This window comes from Streptacidiphilus jeojiensis, from assembly GCF_042510965.1.
Taxonomy (GTDB): domain Bacteria; phylum Actinomycetota; class Actinomycetes; order Streptomycetales; family Streptomycetaceae; genus Streptacidiphilus; species Streptacidiphilus jeojiensis.
In genome coordinates, this window is sequence record NZ_JBEUKS010000012.1 from 232107 (window position 1) to 250353 (window position 18247).

21 protein-coding genes and 1 pseudogene are annotated in these 18247 nt (G+C 70.9%); 10 read left to right on the plus strand and 12 right to left on the minus strand.

Annotated elements, in window-relative coordinates:
- Positions 1–54: 54 nt before the first annotated feature.
- On the minus strand, positions 55–1449 hold the full coding sequence (locus ABUW04_RS29885) for a class II fumarate hydratase (protein ID WP_380567634.1): 1395 nt from the start codon (positions 1447–1449) through the stop codon (positions 55–57).
- Positions 1450–1694: 245 nt separating this feature from the next.
- Entirely contained in the window at positions 1695–3347 is a 1653-nt protein-coding gene (locus ABUW04_RS29890) for a fumarate hydratase (protein WP_380567563.1), read from the minus strand.
- Positions 3348–3485: 138 nt separating this feature from the next.
- Here ABUW04_RS29890 and ABUW04_RS29895 point away from each other — a divergent pair, with 138 nt between their 5' ends.
- Positions 3486–4220 carry a DUF1707 SHOCT-like domain-containing protein gene (locus ABUW04_RS29895; RefSeq protein ID WP_380567564.1) on the plus strand — a complete coding sequence of 245 codons (735 nt, stop codon included), beginning with the start codon at positions 3486–3488 and terminating at the stop codon, positions 4218–4220.
- A gap of 127 nt (positions 4221–4347) precedes the next feature.
- Complete coding sequence (locus ABUW04_RS29900) at positions 4348–4704, plus strand: WhiB family transcriptional regulator (protein WP_030257810.1); 357 nt, start codon at positions 4348–4350, stop codon at positions 4702–4704.
- Positions 4705–4729: 25 nt separating this feature from the next.
- On the opposite strand, the gene glpX is transcribed toward ABUW04_RS29900, so the two are convergent.
- Positions 4730–5776: a class II fructose-bisphosphatase gene (glpX, locus tag ABUW04_RS29905; RefSeq protein WP_030257808.1), complete on the minus strand. Its 1047-nt coding sequence runs from the start codon at positions 5774–5776 to the stop codon at positions 4730–4732.
- A gap of 194 nt (positions 5777–5970) precedes the next feature.
- Here glpX and ABUW04_RS29910 point away from each other — a divergent pair, with 194 nt between their 5' ends.
- Positions 5971–6540 (plus strand): DUF4245 domain-containing protein, encoded by a 570-nt coding sequence (locus tag ABUW04_RS29910; RefSeq protein WP_232242343.1) that lies wholly within the window; start codon positions 5971–5973, stop codon positions 6538–6540.
- A 56-nt stretch (positions 6541–6596) separates the two neighbouring features.
- Here ABUW04_RS29910 and ABUW04_RS29915 read toward each other — a convergent pair whose 3' ends face one another.
- From ABUW04_RS29915 to xseA, 3 genes are all read right to left on the minus strand, one after another.
- Positions 6597–7196, minus strand: coding sequence for a malonic semialdehyde reductase (locus tag ABUW04_RS29915; RefSeq protein ID WP_380567565.1), 600 nt, complete (start codon positions 7194–7196; stop codon positions 6597–6599).
- Between the two features lie 137 nt (positions 7197–7333).
- Entirely contained in the window at positions 7334–7576 is a 243-nt protein-coding gene (locus ABUW04_RS29920; protein ID WP_030257802.1) for an exodeoxyribonuclease VII small subunit, read from the minus strand.
- A gap of 63 nt (positions 7577–7639) precedes the next feature.
- Positions 7640–8851, minus strand: a complete 1212-nt coding sequence (gene xseA, locus ABUW04_RS29925; RefSeq protein WP_030257799.1) for an exodeoxyribonuclease VII large subunit — start codon at positions 8849–8851, stop codon at positions 7640–7642.
- A 104-nt stretch (positions 8852–8955) separates the two neighbouring features.
- On the opposite strand from xseA, the gene ABUW04_RS29930 reads away from it, so the two are divergent.
- Both ABUW04_RS29930 and ppgK read left to right on the plus strand, forming a co-directional pair.
- A complete protein-coding gene (locus ABUW04_RS29930; RefSeq protein WP_030257798.1) occupies positions 8956–9927 on the plus strand; it encodes a 4-hydroxy-3-methylbut-2-enyl diphosphate reductase in 972 nt (323 codons plus the stop codon).
- Positions 9928–10019: 92 nt separating this feature from the next.
- Positions 10020–10760: a polyphosphate--glucose phosphotransferase gene (gene ppgK, locus ABUW04_RS29935; protein ID WP_030257795.1), complete on the plus strand. Its 741-nt coding sequence runs from the start codon at positions 10020–10022 to the stop codon at positions 10758–10760.
- Positions 10761–10839: 79 nt separating this feature from the next.
- Here ppgK and ABUW04_RS29940 read toward each other — a convergent pair whose 3' ends face one another.
- A complete protein-coding gene (locus ABUW04_RS29940; RefSeq protein WP_084714761.1) occupies positions 10840–11403 on the minus strand; it encodes a DUF6542 domain-containing protein in 564 nt (187 codons plus the stop codon).
- 183 nt (positions 11404–11586) lie between these two features.
- On the opposite strand from ABUW04_RS29940, the gene ychF reads away from it, so the two are divergent.
- On the plus strand, positions 11587–12660 hold the full coding sequence (gene ychF / locus ABUW04_RS29945; protein WP_380567567.1) for a redox-regulated ATPase YchF: 1074 nt from the start codon (positions 11587–11589) through the stop codon (positions 12658–12660).
- Between the two features lie 138 nt (positions 12661–12798).
- Here ychF and ABUW04_RS29950 read toward each other — a convergent pair whose 3' ends face one another.
- A complete protein-coding gene (locus tag ABUW04_RS29950; protein ID WP_380567569.1) occupies positions 12799–13818 on the minus strand; it encodes a GNAT family N-acetyltransferase in 1020 nt (339 codons plus the stop codon).
- Positions 13819–14048: 230 nt separating this feature from the next.
- Between ABUW04_RS29950 and ABUW04_RS29955 the strand changes: the two genes are divergently transcribed.
- Both ABUW04_RS29955 and ABUW04_RS29960 read left to right on the plus strand, forming a co-directional pair.
- Positions 14049–14321 (plus strand): type II toxin-antitoxin system Phd/YefM family antitoxin, encoded by a 273-nt coding sequence (locus tag ABUW04_RS29955; protein ID WP_030257780.1) that lies wholly within the window; start codon positions 14049–14051, stop codon positions 14319–14321.
- A complete protein-coding gene (locus ABUW04_RS29960; protein ID WP_030257777.1) occupies positions 14318–14581 on the plus strand; it encodes a Txe/YoeB family addiction module toxin in 264 nt (87 codons plus the stop codon). The genes ABUW04_RS29955 and ABUW04_RS29960 overlap by 4 nt, the downstream gene beginning before the upstream one ends.
- Here ABUW04_RS29960 and ABUW04_RS29965 read toward each other — a convergent pair.
- Positions 14553–14690: pseudogene (locus tag ABUW04_RS29965) on the minus strand (Txe/YoeB family addiction module toxin); the annotation flags it as partial. The gene ABUW04_RS29960 and the pseudogene ABUW04_RS29965 overlap by 29 nt on opposite strands.
- A gap of 19 nt (positions 14691–14709) precedes the next feature.
- Positions 14710–15153 (minus strand): MarR family winged helix-turn-helix transcriptional regulator, encoded by a 444-nt coding sequence (locus ABUW04_RS29970; protein WP_380567570.1) that lies wholly within the window; start codon positions 15151–15153, stop codon positions 14710–14712.
- Positions 15154–15235: 82 nt separating this feature from the next.
- Here ABUW04_RS29970 and ABUW04_RS29975 point away from each other — a divergent pair, with 82 nt between their 5' ends.
- Positions 15236–16057, plus strand: coding sequence for an SDR family NAD(P)-dependent oxidoreductase (locus ABUW04_RS29975; RefSeq protein ID WP_380567572.1), 822 nt, complete (start codon positions 15236–15238; stop codon positions 16055–16057).
- 102 nt (positions 16058–16159) lie between these two features.
- On the opposite strand, the gene ABUW04_RS29980 is transcribed toward ABUW04_RS29975, so the two are convergent.
- Positions 16160–16345, minus strand: coding sequence for an antitoxin (locus ABUW04_RS29980; protein ID WP_030257769.1), 186 nt, complete (start codon positions 16343–16345; stop codon positions 16160–16162).
- A gap of 182 nt (positions 16346–16527) precedes the next feature.
- On the opposite strand from ABUW04_RS29980, the gene ABUW04_RS29985 reads away from it, so the two are divergent.
- Positions 16528–16896 (plus strand): VOC family protein, encoded by a 369-nt coding sequence (locus ABUW04_RS29985; protein ID WP_030257766.1) that lies wholly within the window; start codon positions 16528–16530, stop codon positions 16894–16896.
- Between the two features lie 21 nt (positions 16897–16917).
- Here ABUW04_RS29985 and ABUW04_RS29990 read toward each other — a convergent pair whose 3' ends face one another.
- The gene (locus ABUW04_RS29990) at positions 16918–18054 is read right to left on the minus strand and encodes a hypothetical protein (protein WP_380567574.1); all 1137 of its coding nucleotides are present in this window, start codon (positions 18052–18054) and stop codon (positions 16918–16920) included.
- Positions 18055–18247: the final 193 nt, after the last annotated feature.

Below are 18247 nucleotides of genomic sequence, written 5' to 3' on the forward strand. Positions count from 1 at the left end.
CCCCCCCCCGCCGCCCCCCCACGGCCCGGCCCTGACCGCTTCCCCCACGCGCGGTCAGGGCCGGGTCATGCCCAGCACGTCCAGGGCCGTGTCCAGCTGCTGCTCCGTCAGCTCGCCGCGTTCGACGTAGCCGCGCTCCAGCACCACCTGACGGATCGTCTTCCGCTCGGTCAGCGACTGCTTGGCGACCTTCGCCGCCTCCTCGTAGCCGATGTAGCGGTTCAGCGGGGTGACCACCGAGGGCGAGGACTCGGCCAGCTCGCGCATCCGCCCCACGTTGGCGGTGATGCCGTCCACCGTGCGGTCGGCCAGCAGCCGGGCGACGTTGGCCAGCAGCCGGACCGACTCCAGCAGGTTCCTGGCGATCACCGGCAGCATCACATTGAGCTCGAAGTTGCCCGCGGCGCCGGCCGTGGCCACCGTCGCGTCATTGCCGACCACCTGCGCGGCGACCATCACCACGGCCTCGGGGATCACCGGGTTGACCTTGCCCGGCATGATCGACGAGCCGGGCTGGAGGTCGGGCAGGTTGATCTCGCCCAGCCCGGTGCGCGGTCCCGAGCCCATCCAGCGCAGATCGTTGGCGATCTTCGTGAAGCCGACCGCGACGGTGCGCAGCTGGCCGCTCAGCTCCACCAGGCCGTCCCGTGCGCCCTGTGCCTCGAAGTGGTTCCGCGCCTCGGTCAGCGGCAGCCCGGTGGCCCGGGCGACCTCGGCGATCACCGCGGCCGAGAAGCCGGGCGGGGTGTTGATCCCGGTGCCCACGGCCGTCCCGCCCAGCGGCAGCTCGGCCACCCGGGGCAGCGTCGCCCGCAGCCGCTCGACGCCGTACCTGACCTGGGCGGCGTACCCGCCGAACTCCTGCCCCAGGGTCACCGGGGTGGCGTCCATCAGATGGGTCCGTCCGGACTTCACCGCGGCCGCGAACTCCACCGCCTTGCGCTCCAGCGCCTCGGCCAGGTGCTCCAGGGCGGGGACCAGGTCATGGGTGACGGCGGCGGTGGCCGCGATGTGGATCGAGCTGGGGAAGACGTCGTTGGACGACTGGCTGGCGTTGACGTGGTCGTTGGGGTGCACCGGCGCCCCCAGCCGCTCGGCGGCCAGCGCGGCGATCACCTCGTTGGCGTTCATGTTGGACGAGGTCCCGGAACCGGTCTGGAACACGTCGATGGGGAACTCCCCGTCCCAGCGCCCCGACGCCACCTCCTCGGCCGCTGCGGCGACGGCCTCGGCCACGTCGCCGTCCAGCACCCCGAGCTCACCGTTGACCCGGGCCGCCGCCGCCTTGATCCGCGCCAGCGCCTCGATGTGCGCCCGCTCCAGCCGCTGCCCGGAGACGGGGAAGTTCTCCACCGCCCGCTGGGTCTGCGCCCCCCACTTGGCGTCCTTGGGAACCCGCACCTCGCCCATCGAGTCGTGCTCGATCCGGTAGCCGTCGGTTGCATCCATGTTCATGGTCATGACCTCCGTCTACCCACAGCGACGGGGGCGGAGCTGGTGTTCCCCGGCCCCACCCCCGTCCGGAGGAACCAGGTCCTGTCTGGAGTTCCGGCGCGGCGTCCCGACGCCCGGCACGCGCCCTCGCCGCACCGGCCAAAGGCCCAGGTAGCTCCGCTACAAGGGCCTTCGTCCGGCACGCCGAGGACACGCACCGAACGCCGCTCCTTCCTCCACGCCGGAACTCCAGACAGGACCTAGCGCACCGGAATGCTGGTGATCAGCGGCTGCGCCGCCGCCCCCGGGTCGGTGAAGAAGTCGTTGCCCTTGTCGTCGACGACCACGAAGGCCGGGAAGTCGACGACCTCGATCCGCCAGACCGCCTCCATGCCGAGCTCGGCGTACTCCAGCACCTCGACCTTCTTGATGCAGTCCAGGGCGAGCCGGGCGGCAGGGCCGCCGATGGAGCCGAGGTAGAAGCCGCCGTGCTTGGCGCAGGCGTCGGTGACCTGCTGGGAGCGGTTGCCCTTGGCCAGCATGACCATGGAGCCGCCGGCCGCCTGGAACTGGTCGACGTAGGAGTCCATCCGGCCCGCCGTGGTCGGGCCGAAGGAGCCGGAGGCGTAGCCCTCGGGGGTCTTGGCCGGGCCGGCGTAGTAGACCGGGTGGTCCTTGAGGTACTGCGGCATGCCCTCGCCCGCGTCCAGCCGCTCCTTGATCTTGGCGTGGGCGATGTCGCGCGCGACGACCAGCGTGCCGGTCAGCGACAGCCGGGTCTTCACCGGGTGCCTGCTCAGCTCGCTGCGGATCTCGCTCATCGGCTGGTTGAGGTCGATCCGCACCACCGCGTCGTCCAGGTGCTCGTCGGTGGTCTCCGGGAGGTACTTGGCCGGGTCGGTCTCCAACTGCTCCAGGAAGACGCCCTCGGCGGTGATCTTGCCCAGCGCCTGGCGGTCGGCCGAGCAGGAGACGGCCATCGCGACCGGCAGCGAGGCCCCGTGCCGGGGCAGCCGGATCACCCGGACGTCGTGGCAGAAGTACTTGCCGCCGAACTGGGCGCCGATGCCGATCTTCTGGGTCAGCTCCTGCACCCGCGCCTCCAGCTCCAGGTCGCGGAAACCGTGGCCGGTGGGGGAGCCCTCGGTGGGGAGGGTGTCCAGGTAGTGGGCCGAGGCGTACTTGGCCGTCTTCAGGGCGAACTCGGCGCTGGTGCCGCCGACCACGATCGCCAGGTGGTACGGCGGGCAGGCGGCCGTCCCCAGCGAGCGGATCTTCTGCTCCAGGAAAGCCATCATCGACGACTCGTTGAGGATCGCCTTGGTCTCCTGGTAGAGGTACGACTTGTTGGCGCTGCCGCCGCCCTTGGCCATGAAGAGGAACTTGTAGGCGTCGCCGTCGGTCGCGTACAGCTCGACCTGCGCCGGGAGGTTGCTGCCGGTGTTCTTCTCGTCCCACATGGTCAGCGGGGCCATCTGCGAGTAGCGCAGGTTGAGCTTGGTGTAGGCGTCGTAGATGCCGCGGGAGAGCGCCGCCTCGTCGCCGCCCTCGGTGAGGACGTTCTGGCCGCGCTTGCCCATCACGATCGCGGTGCCGGTGTCCTGGCACATCGGCAGCACGCCGCCGGCCGCGATGTTGGCGTTCTTCAGCAGGTCCAGGGCGACGAAGCGGTCGTTGGGGCTGGCCTCGGGGTCGTCCAGGATGCGGCGCAGCTGGGCCAGGTGCGCCGGGCGCAGCAGGTGCGAGATGTCGTGCATCGCCTCGGTCGCGAGCAGCCGCAGCGCCTCGGGCTCGACCTGCAGGAAGCGCCGCCCGTTCGCCTCGAAGGTGGAGACACCCTCGCTGGTGAGCAGCCGGTACGGGGTGGGGTCCGTGCCGAGCGGCAGCAGGTCGGTGTAGGCGAAGTCCGGCATCGTGGGTCCTCATTCTTCGGCGATCGGAGCTCGGCGGCGGGCTCCGAGCTCCGGCAGCCGTGGCGGAGCCCTCCCCAGGGTACTGATCGGGGCTGCCGGGGCTGTCATGGAGGGTGGCAGGGTGACTATCCTCACCCTGTGGACAACTCACCCGTGCCGAAGCCCGTTCCGGATCCGTTGAAGAAGCCCTACGCCGACCCGGCGGCGGCCGAACTGCGTGCTTCCGACGCCGACCGCGAACGTGTCGCCGAGGCGCTGCGCGAGGCGTACGCGGAGGGCCGGTTGACCGCGGAGGAGCACGGCGAGCGGGTGGACGCCGTGTACGCGGCGAAGACCCTGGGCGAGCTGGTGCCGCTGACCCGGGACCTGCCCTCGCACCACGCCACCCAGCAGGGGATGCCGACGGCCGGCGCGGCCTCCACCGCCGCGCGGCCGGCGCCGCAGTCCGGCCGGCCCCCGCTGCCGTCCCGCTCCGAGCCTGAGTCCATGGTGGCGATCTTCGGCGGGGCCGAGCGCAAGGGCCGCTTCCGGGCCGGGCGGATGCTCAAGGCCGTGGCGATCTTCGGCGGGGTGGAGATCGACCTGACCGAGGCGGTGTTCGACGCACCGGAGCTGGAGATCCACTGCACGGCGGTCTTCGGCGGCGTGGAGATCAAGGTCCCGGAGCATGTGACCCTGCGCGGCGGCGGTGCCGGGATCTTCGGCGGCTTCGACGTGAAGCAGCAGGAGAGCCCCGATCCGCACGGCCCGGTGGTGACCATCAAGGGTGCCGCGGTGTTCGGCGGGGTCGAGGCGAAGCGCCGCAAGCCGAACAAGCTCGCGGCGAAAGCACGGGAGAAGGCGCGCAAGTTCCTGGACGCCGGCGAGGGCTGACGAACCGGGCGTCGGATTGTGTGCGCAATGCATGAATCGGTCGGCGGCGGGGTAGTTCTGGCCTCACACACCGAGCATTCGCCGCTGTCGTCAGGAGTGCGTCGTGCTTCATCCGATACAGGCCCGTATGGACGACCCCCGTGCGCATGTTGCACACGTCCCGGCACAACGCGGACCGGCGGATGACAGCCCATGGCATTCCAACGCGGCCTGCCGCCGCGACGAGGCGGGCCTGTTCTTCGCCCCCTCGAAGGAGCCGACGGCGGCCCGGCTGGCGCGCGAGGAGCAGGCGAAGCGGGTCTGCGCCCGCTGCCCGGTGCTGCTGGAGTGCCGGGAGCACGCGCTGCTGCAGCCCGAGCCCTACGGCGTCTGGGGCGGCCTGACCGCCGCCGAGCGCCGGGTGGTGCTCGCCCGGCGCCGCCGCCGGGAGCAGGAGCTCCGGGAGGCGGCGCGGGTCGGCAGCCAGATCGCCGCCGCGGGCTGAGCGCCCGTCAGTTCTGGGCTACCGCCTAGCGGGCACGGTCGAAGTCGATCGCGCTGTAGGCACGCAGCTTGGACAGCTTGTGGGTGCTGTCGATCTGTCGGATGGTCCCGCTCTTGGACCGCATCACCAGTGAACTGGTGGTCGCCGTCTCCGACTTGTAGTGCACGCCGCGCAGCAGCTCGCCGTCGGTGATCCCGGTGGCGACGAAGAACACGTTGTCGCCGCTGACCAGGTCGTCGGTGTGCAGCACCCGGTCCAGGTCGTGTCCGGCGTCCAGCGCCTTGCGGCGCTCCGCCTCGTCCTTGGGCCACAGCCGGCCCTGGATCACACCGCCCAGACACTTTATGGCGCAGGCCGCGATGATGCCCTCGGGCGTCCCGCCGATGCCCAGCAGCAGGTCGACGCCGGTGCCCTCGCGGACGGCCATGACGGCGCCGGCCACGTCGCCGTCCGAGATGAACTTGATCCGGGCGCCGGTGGCCCGGATCTCGGCCGCCAGCTGTTCGTGCCGCGGGCGGTCCAGCAGCACCACCGTGACGTCCTCGGGCGCGGAGCCCTTGGCCCTGGCCACCGCGCGGACGTTGTGCTCGACCGGGGCGGTGATGTCGACCAGTCCGGCCGCGTCCGGGCCGGCGACCAGCTTGTCCATGTAGAAGACCGCACTGGGGTCGTACATGGTGCCCCGGTCGGCGACGGCGAGCACCGCGACCGCGTTGGGCATGCCCTTGGCGGTGAGGGTGGTGCCGTCCACCGGGTCCACGGCGACGTCGCACTCGGCACCGGTGCCGTCGCCGATCCGCTCGCCATTGAAGAGCATGGGCGCGTCGTCCTTCTCGCCCTCGCCGATCACGACGACGCCGTTCATGGAGACGGTCTGGACCAGGGTGCGCATGGCGCGAACGGCGGCGCCGTCGGCGCCGTTCTTGTCGCCACGTCCTACCCAGCGGCCGGCCGCCATGGCGGCGGCCTCGGTCACGCGGACGAGTTCGAGGGCGAGGTTGCGATCGGGCGCCTCGGGGGCGACCTCCAGGGATGAGGGAAGAGCGTGGTTGTGGTGCTGGTTTTCGGTCATCGGTTGCGTACCTCTCTTGTACGACGACGGCCGGATGAGGGTGCTGCGAGCCTATCCGTGACCTGCGCGGATGTCTGTGGCCTGGGGCACCCCGACCAGGCGGCACACGGCATCGGCCCCGGTCGGGGCCCGGAATGCGGCGGTTCGGCACCCCGGTGCGGACACCCCCGCGGGGCATGGGCCACCATGGAGGCGTGGCAACTGAGAGCGCGCCGGCGCAGACCGGGACAGCACCCACCAAGACCCAGAAGCGGCCGGGCATGGCCGGGAAGTCCGTGCGCGACATGATCCTGTCGCTGCTCGCGGTGATGGCGGCGGGCTTCGTGATCTACTACTTCGTCCCGCACAGCGGCGGCGACGGGGTGCACCCGGTGCAGTACCAGGCCGCACTGGACTCGGCCGAGCGCGCGGCCCCGTACCAGGTGCTGGCGCCGACCGGGCTGCCCTCCGGCTGGAACGCCACGGCCGTCGAGTACGACGGCGCCGACCCGCAGAACGCCGAGTGGACGCTCGGCTTCATCGACCCGGCCAAGCAGTACGTCGCGGTGCGCCAGAGCAACGGCCCGGCGGCCGCATTCCTCGCGGACGCGACGACCAACGGCGTGAAGCAGACCGCCACCAGCACGGTCGACGGCCAGGTCTGGAGCCACTACCAGGGTGACCGCTACCGGGCCCTGGTGCTGCAGACCGACAAGGTGACCACGGTGGTGACCGGCACCGAGTCCTTCGCCGGCCTGGAGAAGTTCGCCGCGACGCTGAAGTAGCACGACGCACGAATGCCCCGGCCGTGAACACGGCCGGGGCATTCGCACACCCGGTGTCAGACGGTGGTGACGGCCTCGTCGAAGGTCAGGCGCGGGTTGCGCGGGTACCAGGCGTCGGCACCGGGCTTACCAATGTTGATGACGGCCAGCACGGAGTGGTCGCCGTCCGGGAAGAAGTCCTTGTTGATCCCCGCGGCGTCGAAGCCGGTCATCGGGCCGGCGGCCAGGCCCGCGGCGCGGATGCCGACGACGAAGTAGCCGACCTGGAGGGCGGCGTTGAAGGAGCTGGAGGCCTCGCGGACCGGACGCTCGGTGAAGAAGAGGTCCTTGGCCTGCGGGAAGGCCGGGAACTGGGCCGGCAGCTCCTCGTGGAACTCGTGGTCGGCGGCGACGACGGCGACCAGCGGCGCGGTGGCGGTCTTGGCCTTGTTGCCGTCGGCCATGTGGCCGACCAGGCGCTCACGGGCCTCGGCGGAGCGGACCAGGACGATGCGCAGCGGCTGCTGGTTGAACGCGGTCGGGCCGAACTTCACCAGGTCGTAGATCGCCTGGATCTGCTCGTCGCTGACCGGCTCGTCAGTGAAGGTGTTGGCGGTGCGGGCCTCGCGGAACAGCAGATCCTGGGCGGCGGCGTCGAGTACCAGAGCGTCAGACATGATTCACCTTTGCGATGTGTACCTGTGGAGGGACGGCAGGTGCGCCGCCGTCACGGGTACCAACATAGGTGAACTTTCAACTATTTCCCAAGGGGACCCCAGCCCGCGTGACGTGGATCACCCCAGGTCGGCAGCGCTCAGTCCGTCTCGGACTGCTCCTCGCCCTCGGCCAGTGCGGCGTCCAGCCGGGCCTTTGCGCCGTCCAGCCAGCGCTCGCAGGTCTTCGCCAACTGCTCCCCGCGCTCCCACAGGGCCAGCGACTCCTCCAGCGACGTCCCCCCGGTCTCCAGCGTCCGGACGACCTCCAGCAGGGCGTCCCGCGCCTGCTCGTAGCCCAGGGTGTCGTCCACCGCTGCCTCACCCGCCGACTTCTTTGCCATGCCCCCAGCGTAGGGGCCGCCACCGACATTTCGGCCCGACGCCCGCAGCAGTCCGGCGCGGGCTCAGCCCTGATCCACCGTCACCGCGAACTCGCCCTCGGCGACCCGGGCCCGCAGCCGCTCGCCGGAGGCGACCTGTGCCGGGTCGCGCACCACCGCGCCGCCCTCCCGCTGCAGCACCGCGTACCCGCGCTGCAGCGTCGCCGCGGGGGAGAGGGCGACCACCCGGGCCAGGGTGTGCTCCAGCTCGGAGACGGCCCGGTCCAGCCGGTGGCCCAGGGTCCGCCGGGAACGGTCCAGCAGGGTGCTCAGCTCGGCGGCCCGCTCGTCCACCATCCGGTGGGGCGCAGCCAGCACCGGCCGGCTGCGCACCGAGGCCAGCCCGCTGCGCTCCCGCTCCAGCCGGGCCTGGATGCCGTACCTGGCCCGGTCGCGCAGCCCGTGCACCCGGGACAGCTCCTCCCGCACGTCGGGGACGACCCGCTTGGCGGCGTCGGTGGGGGTGGAGGCCCGCAGGTCGGCGACGAAGTCCAGCAGCGGCTGGTCCGGCTCGTGGCCGATGGCGCTGACCACCGGGGTCCGGGCCGCCGCGACGGCGCGGACCAGCTGCTCGTCGGAGAACGGCAGCAGGTCCTCCACGCTGCCGCCGCCCCGGGCGACGATGATCACGTCCACGTCCGGATGCTCGTCCAGCTCCTTGACGGCCGCGATCACCTCGGGGACCGCGTGCACGCCCTGCACCGGGACGTTGCGGACCTCGAAGCGGACCGCGGGCCAGCGCCGCCGCGCGTTCTGCAGCACGTCGCGCTCGGCGGCGGACGCGCGCCCGGTCACCAGGCCGATGCACTGCGGCAGGAACGGCAGCGGCTTCTTGCGCTCGGCGGCGAACAGCCCCTCCGCGCCCAGCGTGCGCTTCAGCAGTTCCAGCCGCGCCAGCAGGTCGCCCAGACCGACCAGGCGGATCTCGGCGGCGCGCAGCGAAAGCGTGCCGCGCGGCCCGTACCACTCGGGCTTGGCGTGCACGACCACCCGCGAACCCTCGGTCACCAGTTCCGCCACCGGGTCGAAGACGGCCCGGTAGCAGGTCACCGAGAGCGAGACGTCCTCGGAGGGGTCACGCAGCGTCAGGAAGACCACCCCGGCGCCGGGACGCCGGCTCAGCTGGGTGATCTGACCCTCCACCCAGACCGCGCCGAGACGGTTGATCCAGCCGCCGATGAGCTGGGACACCTTCGCCACCGGGATGGGGGTGTCCGCCGAAGTGTCCAAGGCCATGAGTCGAGACTATCGGCAGGGTCCGACAGTGCCGAGAGCCACGACCGGCCCCGGCCGTCCGGTCGCCCAGGGGGCCGGCGCCCCCTGCCGGTAGGCTGGGCACCATGCCTGCTACCGCATCCCGCCGTGTCCTGCTCGCCGCCCCGCGGGGCTACTGCGCCGGTGTCGACCGTGCCGTCATCGCCGTGGAGAAGGCTCTGGAGCAGTACGGGGCCCCCATCTACGTCCGCAACGAGATCGTCCACAACAAGTACGTCGTGCAGACGCTGGAGAAGAAGGGCGTCATCTTCGTCGGCGCCACCGAGGAGGTCCCCGAGGGCAACATCGTGGTCTTCTCGGCCCACGGCGTGGCCCCCTCGGTCCACGACGAGGCCCAGCGCGGCAAGCTGGCCACCATCGACGCCACCTGCCCGCTGGTCACCAAGGTGCACAAGGAGGCCCTCCGCTACGCGGAGGAGGACTACGACATCCTGCTGATCGGCCACGAGGGCCACGAGGAGGTCATCGGGACGATGGGCGAGGCGCCCGAGCGGACCCACCTGGTGGACGGTCCCGGCGACGTCGACAAGGTGCAGGTCAGGGACGAGTCCAAGGTGGTGTGGCTGTCGCAGACCACGCTCTCGGTGGACGAGGCGATGGCCACCGTCGGCGCGCTGAAGACCCGCTTCCCGCTGCTGACCAGCCCGCCCAGCGACGACATCTGCTACGCCACGCAGAACCGGCAGGTCGTGATCAAGCAGATCGCGGCCGAGTCCGACCTGGTCGTCGTGGTCGGTTCGCGCAACTCCTCCAACTCGGTGCGGCTGGTCGAGGTCTCCCTGGAGGCCGGCGCCAAGGCCGCCCACCTGGTCGACTTCGCCGACGAGATCGACGAGGCCTGGCTGGAGGGCGTCAGCACCATCGGCGTCACCAGCGGCGCCTCGGTCCCGGAGATCCTGGTCGACGGCGTGCTGGAGTGGCTGGCCGCGCGGGGCTTCGGCGACGTCGAGGTGGTCCGCACCGCGGACGAGCACATTCAGTTCTCCCTGCCCAAGGAGCTCCGCCGGGACCTCCGCGCGGAGGCCGCAGGCAAGTAGGGCCCGCACTGATTCACGTACGTGAGGCGGCTTGGCGGGGTAGGTCCTACGTTGGCGTTATCGGGTTCAACGACGAACAGGGGATTCTCGACGTGAACGTCTTCGGTGTGGACATCGGCGGCTCGGGCATCAAGGGGGCGCCCGCCGACCTGGATCGGGGCGCCCTCGCCCAGGAACGGCACAAAGTGCTCACCCCGCACCCGTCCGAGCCGAAAGCGGTGGTCGGTGCGGTTCAGGAAGTGGTCCGCCACTTCGACTGGCAGGGCCCGGTCGGTCTGACCTTCCCCGGCGTGGTGGTGGACGGGCACACCCGTACCGCCGCCAATGTCGACAAGGGCTGGATCGACCTGGACGCCAGGGCGCTGTTCTCGGAGGCCCTCGGCCTGCCGGTGGCCGTGGTCAACGACGCCGACGCGGCCGGCATGGCCGAGGTCGCCTACGGCGCGGGCAAGGACCGCAAGGGCGTGGTGCTGCTGCTCACCCTGGGCACCGGCATCGGCAGCGCGCTGTTCATCGACGGCGCGCTGGTGCCCAACACCGAGCTGGGCCACCTGGAGCTGCACGGCAAGGACGCGGAGAAGCACGCCTCCTCGGCGGCCAAGGAGGAGCACGACTGGAGCTGGGCGCACTGGGCGGAGCGGCTCGACGACTACTTCGCCATGGTGGAGCAGCTGTTCTCACCGCAGCTGATCATCATCGGCGGTGGGGTGAGCCGCAAGGCCGACAAGTTCCTGCCCCTGCTCAAGCCGCTGCGCGCGGAGATCGTGCCGGCGCAGCTGCAGAACGATGCGGGGATCGTCGGGGCAGCGATGGCCGCCTCGAAGCTGGGCTGACCGGTCCGTTCCCCGTGCCCCCAGGGGCGCGGGGAACTGCGCGATCAGCCACTTACGGTCCGCAGCCGAGAACAGTACGTCAGCCCCGGCGGCGGGCCCGGCCGAGGGCGATATGGCGGGCCAACGCGATCACCGCAGAGATCGCGGTGCCGGTGAACAGCCACCCCGCCTGCAGGGCCAGCCCGGTGGCCAGGCTGACGATCCGTCCGACGAACCCGCCGGGCCCACCGCCCAGCACCAACAGCGTGATCGCGAACGCGATCGGCCCGCTGATCGGGGCGACCGCCAGATCCGCAGGACGCACCCGCACCGCGACCTGGAAGCAGGCGGCGACATAGGCGAGCCCCATCACGATGCCGGAGCCGCCGAACAGCCAGAAGTCCAGCGCCCCGCCCAGGAAGGTCGCACCGAGGGTGACCACGGCGCCGCCCACCGCGGTCAGCCGGTGCGGCGTCCGCGGTCCGGCACCCGCCCGCTGCGCGGGCCGCGCGGCGGGCCGGCGGGCGCCGCCGCCCCGCTGTTCCGGGGTACGCGGCCCGGGGCCGGCCTCGGGGTCGTGGGAGCGTGCCGGTCCGGGCACGGCGGCGGCCCGCCCGGGGACTGCTGCGCTCCCGGGGCGGTCGGTGGTGCGTGCGTCAGACATGCGTCGGTACTCCACGAGTCCAACGTACGGTCGGATGAACGCCACTCCCTGTGACGGACACGCCGGTGCCGCGTCACCGTCACCCACTGTGCCTAACGTCCCCGCGAACCTCCGTAGACTGGGGCACCGACCCCTTGTCCTCTCGTCGCCTCCGGGCTGCCTCCTCCACCAGGATCTCGCCACATGTCGCTTTCGATCGGAATCGTGGGCCTGCCGAACGTCGGCAAGTCCACGCTCTTCAACGCCCTGACCAAGAACGACGTGCTGGCGGCCAACTACCCGTTCGCGACGATCGAGCCCAATGTCGGCGTCGTCGGCGTCCCGGACCCGCGCCTCGCGGTGCTGGCGAAGATCTTCGGATCGCAGCGGATCCTCCCGGCGACGGTGGACTTCGTGGACATCGCCGGCATCGTCCGCGGCGCCAGCGTCGGCGAGGGCCTGGGCAACAAGTTCCTGGCGAACATCCGCGAGTCCGACGCGATCTGCCAGGTCATCCGGGCCTTCGAGGACCCGGACGTGGTCCACGTCGACGGCAAGGTCTCGCCCAAGGACGACATCGAGACCATCAACACCGAGCTGATCCTGGCGGACCTGCAGTCCATTGAGAAGGTGCTGCCGCGGCTGCAGAAGGAGTCCCGCCTCAAGAAGGAGTCGGCGACCCTGTTCAAGGCCGCCGAGGCGGCCCAGGCGGTGCTGAACTCCGGGAAGACCCTCTTCGAGTCCGGCTTCGACCGCGACTCGGTCCGCGAGCTGCACCTGCTGACCGTCAAGCCCTTCCTCTACGTCTTCAACGTGGACGAGGACGAGCTGACCGACGAGGACTTCAAGGAGGCCCAGCGCGCCCTGGTGGCCCCCGCCGAGGCCATCTTCCTCAACGCCAAGATCGAGTCCGAGCTGATCGGCATGGACGAGGACGAGGCCCTGGAACTGCTCCAGTCCATGGGCCAGGAGGAGGCCGGCATGGCCACCCTCGGCCGGGTCGGCTTCGAGACCCTGGGCCTGCAGACCTACCTCACCGCGGGTCCCAAGGAGGTCCGCGCCTGGACCATCAAGAAGGGCGCCACCGCCCCGGAGGCCGCGGGCGTCATCCACACCGACTTCCAGAAGGGCTTCATCAAGGCCGAGATCGTCTCCTACGACGACCTGGTCGAGTGCGGCTCCATCCCCGAGGCCCGCGCCAAGGGCAAGTCCCGCATCGAGGGCAAGGACTACGTCATGCAAGACGGCGACGTCGTCGAGTTCCGCTTCAACGTGTAGCGCCCGCTCTGTCACGGGTTGGTGCAGTTCGCCGATCTGCAGGTGGGGCGGGGTTTGCGCATATGCCAACGGCCCCGTTCCACCACCCATGCTGGATATGTGCTGGATAAGATGACGCCCGGTCGGACCCGGGCATCATCATCGTGGGGTACGGTCCTGCCGCAGTCGGGTCTCCAGGGCGTCCAGCCCGGCCTCGACCACGACCACGGTGCGGACGGTGGTGTAGCCGAGCCGGAGGTTCACCTCGATCATGTGGGTGTTCTCGGCCCCGGTCGAGGTGCTGATCCACACCATCTGCGGGCGTTCCGCCACGAGCCGGCGCATCATCGCTGCCTTGGCGAACCGCCCGAGCCCCCTGCCTCGGTGCTCCGGCAAGACGGCGGTGTACTGCTGCCATCCGTCGCCCGGCTGGTTCGGATGGCGCACCAACTCCGTCAGCCCGACGACCTGTCCGCCTTCGTCGCAGGCGGCCGCGACGAAGTACTCGAAGCCTCGCGCGGCCCAGTCCCGCTCCTCCTCGCGCACCAGCTTGGCGTCCCACCGGGGAGTGGAGTAGCTCGATGTGCCCACGGGTGCGTCGTGGATGGCGCCGCGCGCCCGGGCGAAGGAGTCCACCAGCGATGCCGGCGCCGCTGCGAGCCACTGCTCCAAGTGGTAGCCGCTCGGCGCCTGGACCTCCCACAGCCCGGGATCGACGTCGGCGATCATCAGCCGCTGCAGCACCCGGCGGTGCACCTGGCGGAATCCCAGCGCGTAGGCCCACTTCTCCCCGTCGCCGCCCTCGGTCACCCCGTGGCAGACCACCAGGGTCCGCCCGCGACGGCGGAGCTCGGGCAGGGCTTCGCGCAACAGCGCCGTGCCGATGCCCCGGCGGCGCGACGCCGGATCGACCGTGATGCGCACGGAGGCGATGTGACCGTTCTCGGCCTCGGGCAGGTGCACGTCCGCCACCCCGGCCAGGCGGCCGCTCCGGTGCGCGGTCCAGAACAGTGACGGCCCCGGACCCGTGACCGGCTCCAGCAGGTCCGCGACGACCGCCTCGCGGGACGGCACGGGGGCGTCGGGGCGGTCGACCGCTATGGACGCCAGAGTCAGCTCGTGAAAGCCGGCGAACTCGGCTTCGGACGCCTCAACCGGAACGAACCGCCTGATTTCCATTGCGGACCTGCTTCCTCATGCTGGTGGGTACTCGACGTTTCGAGCTGGGCCGGTCAAGCCGGGCCTCCCGCAAGGGCAGCGGCTGCAGAGGCAATAGCGACCATTCGATCATGATGGCCACTGCGCCGATCGCTGAGGTCGGCCGGGGTGTGGTGCGTGATCTACATTCGGTACGAGATTTAGGTACGAGAGTGGTACCGTAAACAAGTACAATACTGGAGGTGGCGTGCATGACGATCAGTGCCAGCGAGGCCCGTTCTCGGCTGTTCCCCCTCATACAGCAGGTCAATGACGACCATGCGCCGGTGCGGATTTCATCCAAGGCGGGCGACGTCGTGCTCATGTCTGCCGAGGATTTCGACTCGTGGCAGGAGACGATCTATCTCCTGCGGTCGCCAGCCAACGCCCGGCGCCTCATGGAGGCCGTCGCCCGGGACAAGGCGGGGTACACGGTCGTCACCAAGACGATGGCTGAGTTGGAAGCTCTGGCTGGTGATGCGTGAGGAGCGTCCACTTCGACCCGGGCGCCTGGGAGGACTTCCTCTTCTGGCTCGGTGCGGACAGAAAGAAGGCCAAGCGGATCACACGCCTGATCGGGGAGATCCAGCGGGATCCGTTCACCGGCGCGGGTAAGCCTGAACCGCTCAAGGGGGATCTGTCCGGCTACTGGTCGCGCCGAATCGACGATGAACACCGGCTTGTATACCGGGCTGACGACAAAGAAGTGAAGATCCTCAAGGCCCGCTACCACTACAGCGACTGATTTCCCGGTCCGTGACGAGGTGGACGAGTCGGTGCTCGTCGTCGATCCGGCGTGACCACGCGCCGGGCAAGTGCTACTTCAGCGGTTCGGGCTTACCGATCCCGACGAACACGCGGCAGTGCCGGGGCTCAGTGCTCCGGGGTGGCGTTGGCTGCGAGGCGGGCGAGGGTGTGCTCGAACCGGGTCAGGTCCTCGTCGGTGAGGCCGTCGCGGAGGCGGTGGTTGAAGCCGAAGGCGACCTCGCGGAGCCGGAGGAAGAGCTCCTCGCCGGCCGGGGTGAGTTCGACCGCGTGGACGCGGCGGTTCTCCGGGTTGCGGGCGCGGGTGACCAGGCCGGACTTCTCCATGCCGTTGAGGTGGTGGGTGAGGGTGGCCCCCTGGATGCCCATGGACGCGGCGAGTTCGCGCTGGTTGCCGGTCTGCCGGCTCTTGACCGCGATCAGCACCTGCCAGATCGCCATCGAGCCCCCGGCGGCGGCCATCTCCTCGTCGAAGGCGCGGCTGACCGCCTTCGCGGTCGCTGCCAGCCGGAGGCCGACGGGTGTGCGGAAGGGGATCGGCGGGGTGCTCATGGGCCGACTTTAGCATTGACTTCTAACCGTTAGATATCTAATGATGAGGTATCTAACGGACCGCGAGGAGCGGAGTACTGCCATGACCGGTACCAGTACCAGCAGCAGCACCGGAACCAGTTCGACCGGTCGCCCTCTCGACGGCGCGGTCGCGTTGGTCGCCGGGGCCAGCAAGGGCATCGGCGCGGCCACCGCGCTGGCGTTCGCGCGGGCCGGGGCCGCCGTCGTGCTCGGGGCGCGGGACGGCGACGCGATCGAGGCGCTGGCCAAGGAGATCCGCGCCGAGGGCGGCCGGGCGCTCGCCGTGCGCACGGATGTCGGCGACGCCGAGTCGAGCGCCGACCTGGTGCGGCAGGCGGTGGACGCCTACGGGAGGCTCGACGCCGCCTTCAACAACGCCACCGACGGACCGCGCCCGGCCCCGCTGGCCGAGATCGACCCGGACGACTTCGACCGCGGCATCCGGACCAACATCCGCGGCACCTTCCTGGGCATGAAGTACCAGATCCCGGCCATGCTCGCGGCCGGCGGCGGCGCGGTGGTCAACATGGCGTCGACGGCCGGCACCCACGGCGTCTCCGGGCTGGCCGCCTACAGCGCGGCCAAGGCCGGGATCATCGGGCTGACCAAGGTCGCCGCGCTCGACTACGCCGACCAGGGCGTACGCGTCAATGCGGTGGCGCCGGGCCCGATCCTGACCCACCACCTGGAGGCGGCCGGCCCCGAGGCCCGGCGCGGAGCCGCGATGGCGGTGCCGATGGGCCGCATCGGCCGCGTCGACGAGGTGGCCGCGACCGTGGTCTGGCTCTGTTCCGAGCAGGCCTCGTTCATCACCGGCACCCTGATCCCGATCGACGGCGGCCAGCTGGCGGGCAACCGGATCCGGCGCCCGATGGGCAGCTGAGCCGGGAACCGATCGGAGCGCGCGCCACCGCCCGTCCGGCTGGGATGCCGGGCGGGCGGTGGGGCGGACGGGATCAGCAGTGGCCAGGGGTGGCCAACGCGGTCAGGAGCCGTCGGTCGGGGGTGTCTCGCCGATCTGCTTCTTGGCCTGGTCCTGGACCATGTCGACCTGGCTCTGGAACTTGTTGCCGGTCTTCTGGTCGATCATGTCGCCGGCCTTGTCGACGGCCTGATTCGCCTGGGCTTCGTGACCCTTGAGCGCACCCTTGATCTTGTCGAGCACGGACATGACGGTCCTCCTCACGGATTACTGACCCCACCAGCATCAGCGCCCGGCGCGCAGTCCGCATCTCCAGCGCCCGGCGCCCCTGGCTGCCGGAAAATCGCGGTGCCGTCCGGCCGGTCCGTCGCTAGCCTCGACGGGACTGCGCCCCGGCGGGGCGGGTCGGCCCTCGGACCCGGAGGTAAGCGATGCCCACAGCACGTTTCAAGGACCTGTGCCTGGACGCCAACGACGCCCCCGCGCTGGCCGACTGGTGGTGCACGGCGATGGGGTACCGGCGCCGTTGGGACGGGCCCGACGACGGCGGCTCCATCCCGATCGAAGACCCGTCCGGCGCGGGTCCGCTGATCTGGGTCAATCCGGTGCCCGAGGCCAAGTCGCTGAAGAACCGGATGCACCTGGACGTCGTCGGCAGCACCGACGAGCTGGTCGCCCTCGGCGCCACCCTGGTCCGCCCGATCGGCGGCGACATCGAGTGGGACGTCCTGGCCGACCCGGAGGGCAACGAGTTCTGCTGCTTCGCCAAGGACACCGCGCCGGAGCCGGAAGGCGCCTAGAGGGGCGTCGGCGTCCGACGTTCAGAGATCCGCGCCGTAGGAGTCGTAGCGGCGTCCCTCCGCGGCGGCGAGCTTCATCCCGGAGCCGCGCTGGAAGGGGGAGATGCCGCCGGGGCTCCAGGGGCCGACCGAGCCGGCCCGGACCGCCAGCGGGTCCTTCTCCGGCAGGCCCAGGTCGCGCCGGACCCGTTCGACCGGCAGGTCCGCCAGGTCGAACCAGTCGATGCCGAGCAGATCGGTCCCGGTGACCGCGCCCCGGCGCATCGCGTCGCCGAGGCGCAGGGCCACCCCCTCGCGGGAGAGGTGGCCCGCGTCGGCCTCGAACAGCCCGGCGGCGCGTGCCAGCAGCCCGGTCTCGAACAGGCCGAGCACCATCGCCAGCAGCGAGAAGCCGCGCGGGTCCGGGATACCCCGGCCGATCAGGCCGAAGACCTCCAACTCGGACTCCAGGGTGGTGCCGTAGTCGGCCACCACGTGCACCCAGTCGTGCTGGGCCAGGTACGGGGGTGCGCTGTCCGGCAGGCCCGGGTGGACGAACCCCCTGGCCCGGTAGAAGCGGTGCACCCCCAGCCCCAGCGAGCCCTCGGGGCAGTGGGCCAGCGCGGCCCAGCGGGCGGCGAGCTCCGGGTCGTCCGCCACCTGCTGCCAGGGCTCGGTGAGGGCGCTGCGGGCGTGCAGTTGGGTGGAGCGGTCGGCGTCCCAGCCGGCGGTGTAGCCGTTGCGCTCGAAGTCGGTCAGGGCCAGGCCCAGTGCGCCCTCGGCGTAGTCCTTGGCGACCTCGCGCATCCCGTCGTCCACCCCCATCGCCTGGGCGTACCCGCCGATCGCCACGCACACGTCCTCCGGCGGCGGGTTCAGCACCAGCTCGCCGAGCAGCATCAGCTGCAGCACCCGGGTGCGGAAGATCTCGTTGCGCGCGGCCAGGGCCTCGGCCAGGCCGCGGGCGTCGAGCGGTTCGACCGTGTCGGGGTCGACCTCGAAGCCGGTCATCGACCGGGACACCGCCCGCAGCAGCAGTTTCTGAAGCTCGGTCAGTCCGCCCGCGCCCGACAGGGCGCCCTTGAGGCCGCGGATGATGCGCACCGTCTCGGCGCGGTCGGGCGGGCGCAGGTCGACCTGGTCGGCGCGGGGGAGCGGGACGGGCTGGGGCTCGGACATCGGTGGCTCCTTCCTGTGCTTCCATTGCGCCATCTCCGGGGCGGCGCCCGCAGGTGTGTACGCGCACAGCTCAATCCGGTTCCGCGCCGGGAGCCCTTTCCCGGACGTTCATGACCGGTTCCTGTCACGTACTGGAAACGCCTTGTGCACTCCCCGCTTTACACGCGTTACCTAGCGTGTCGGCCACAGCAGT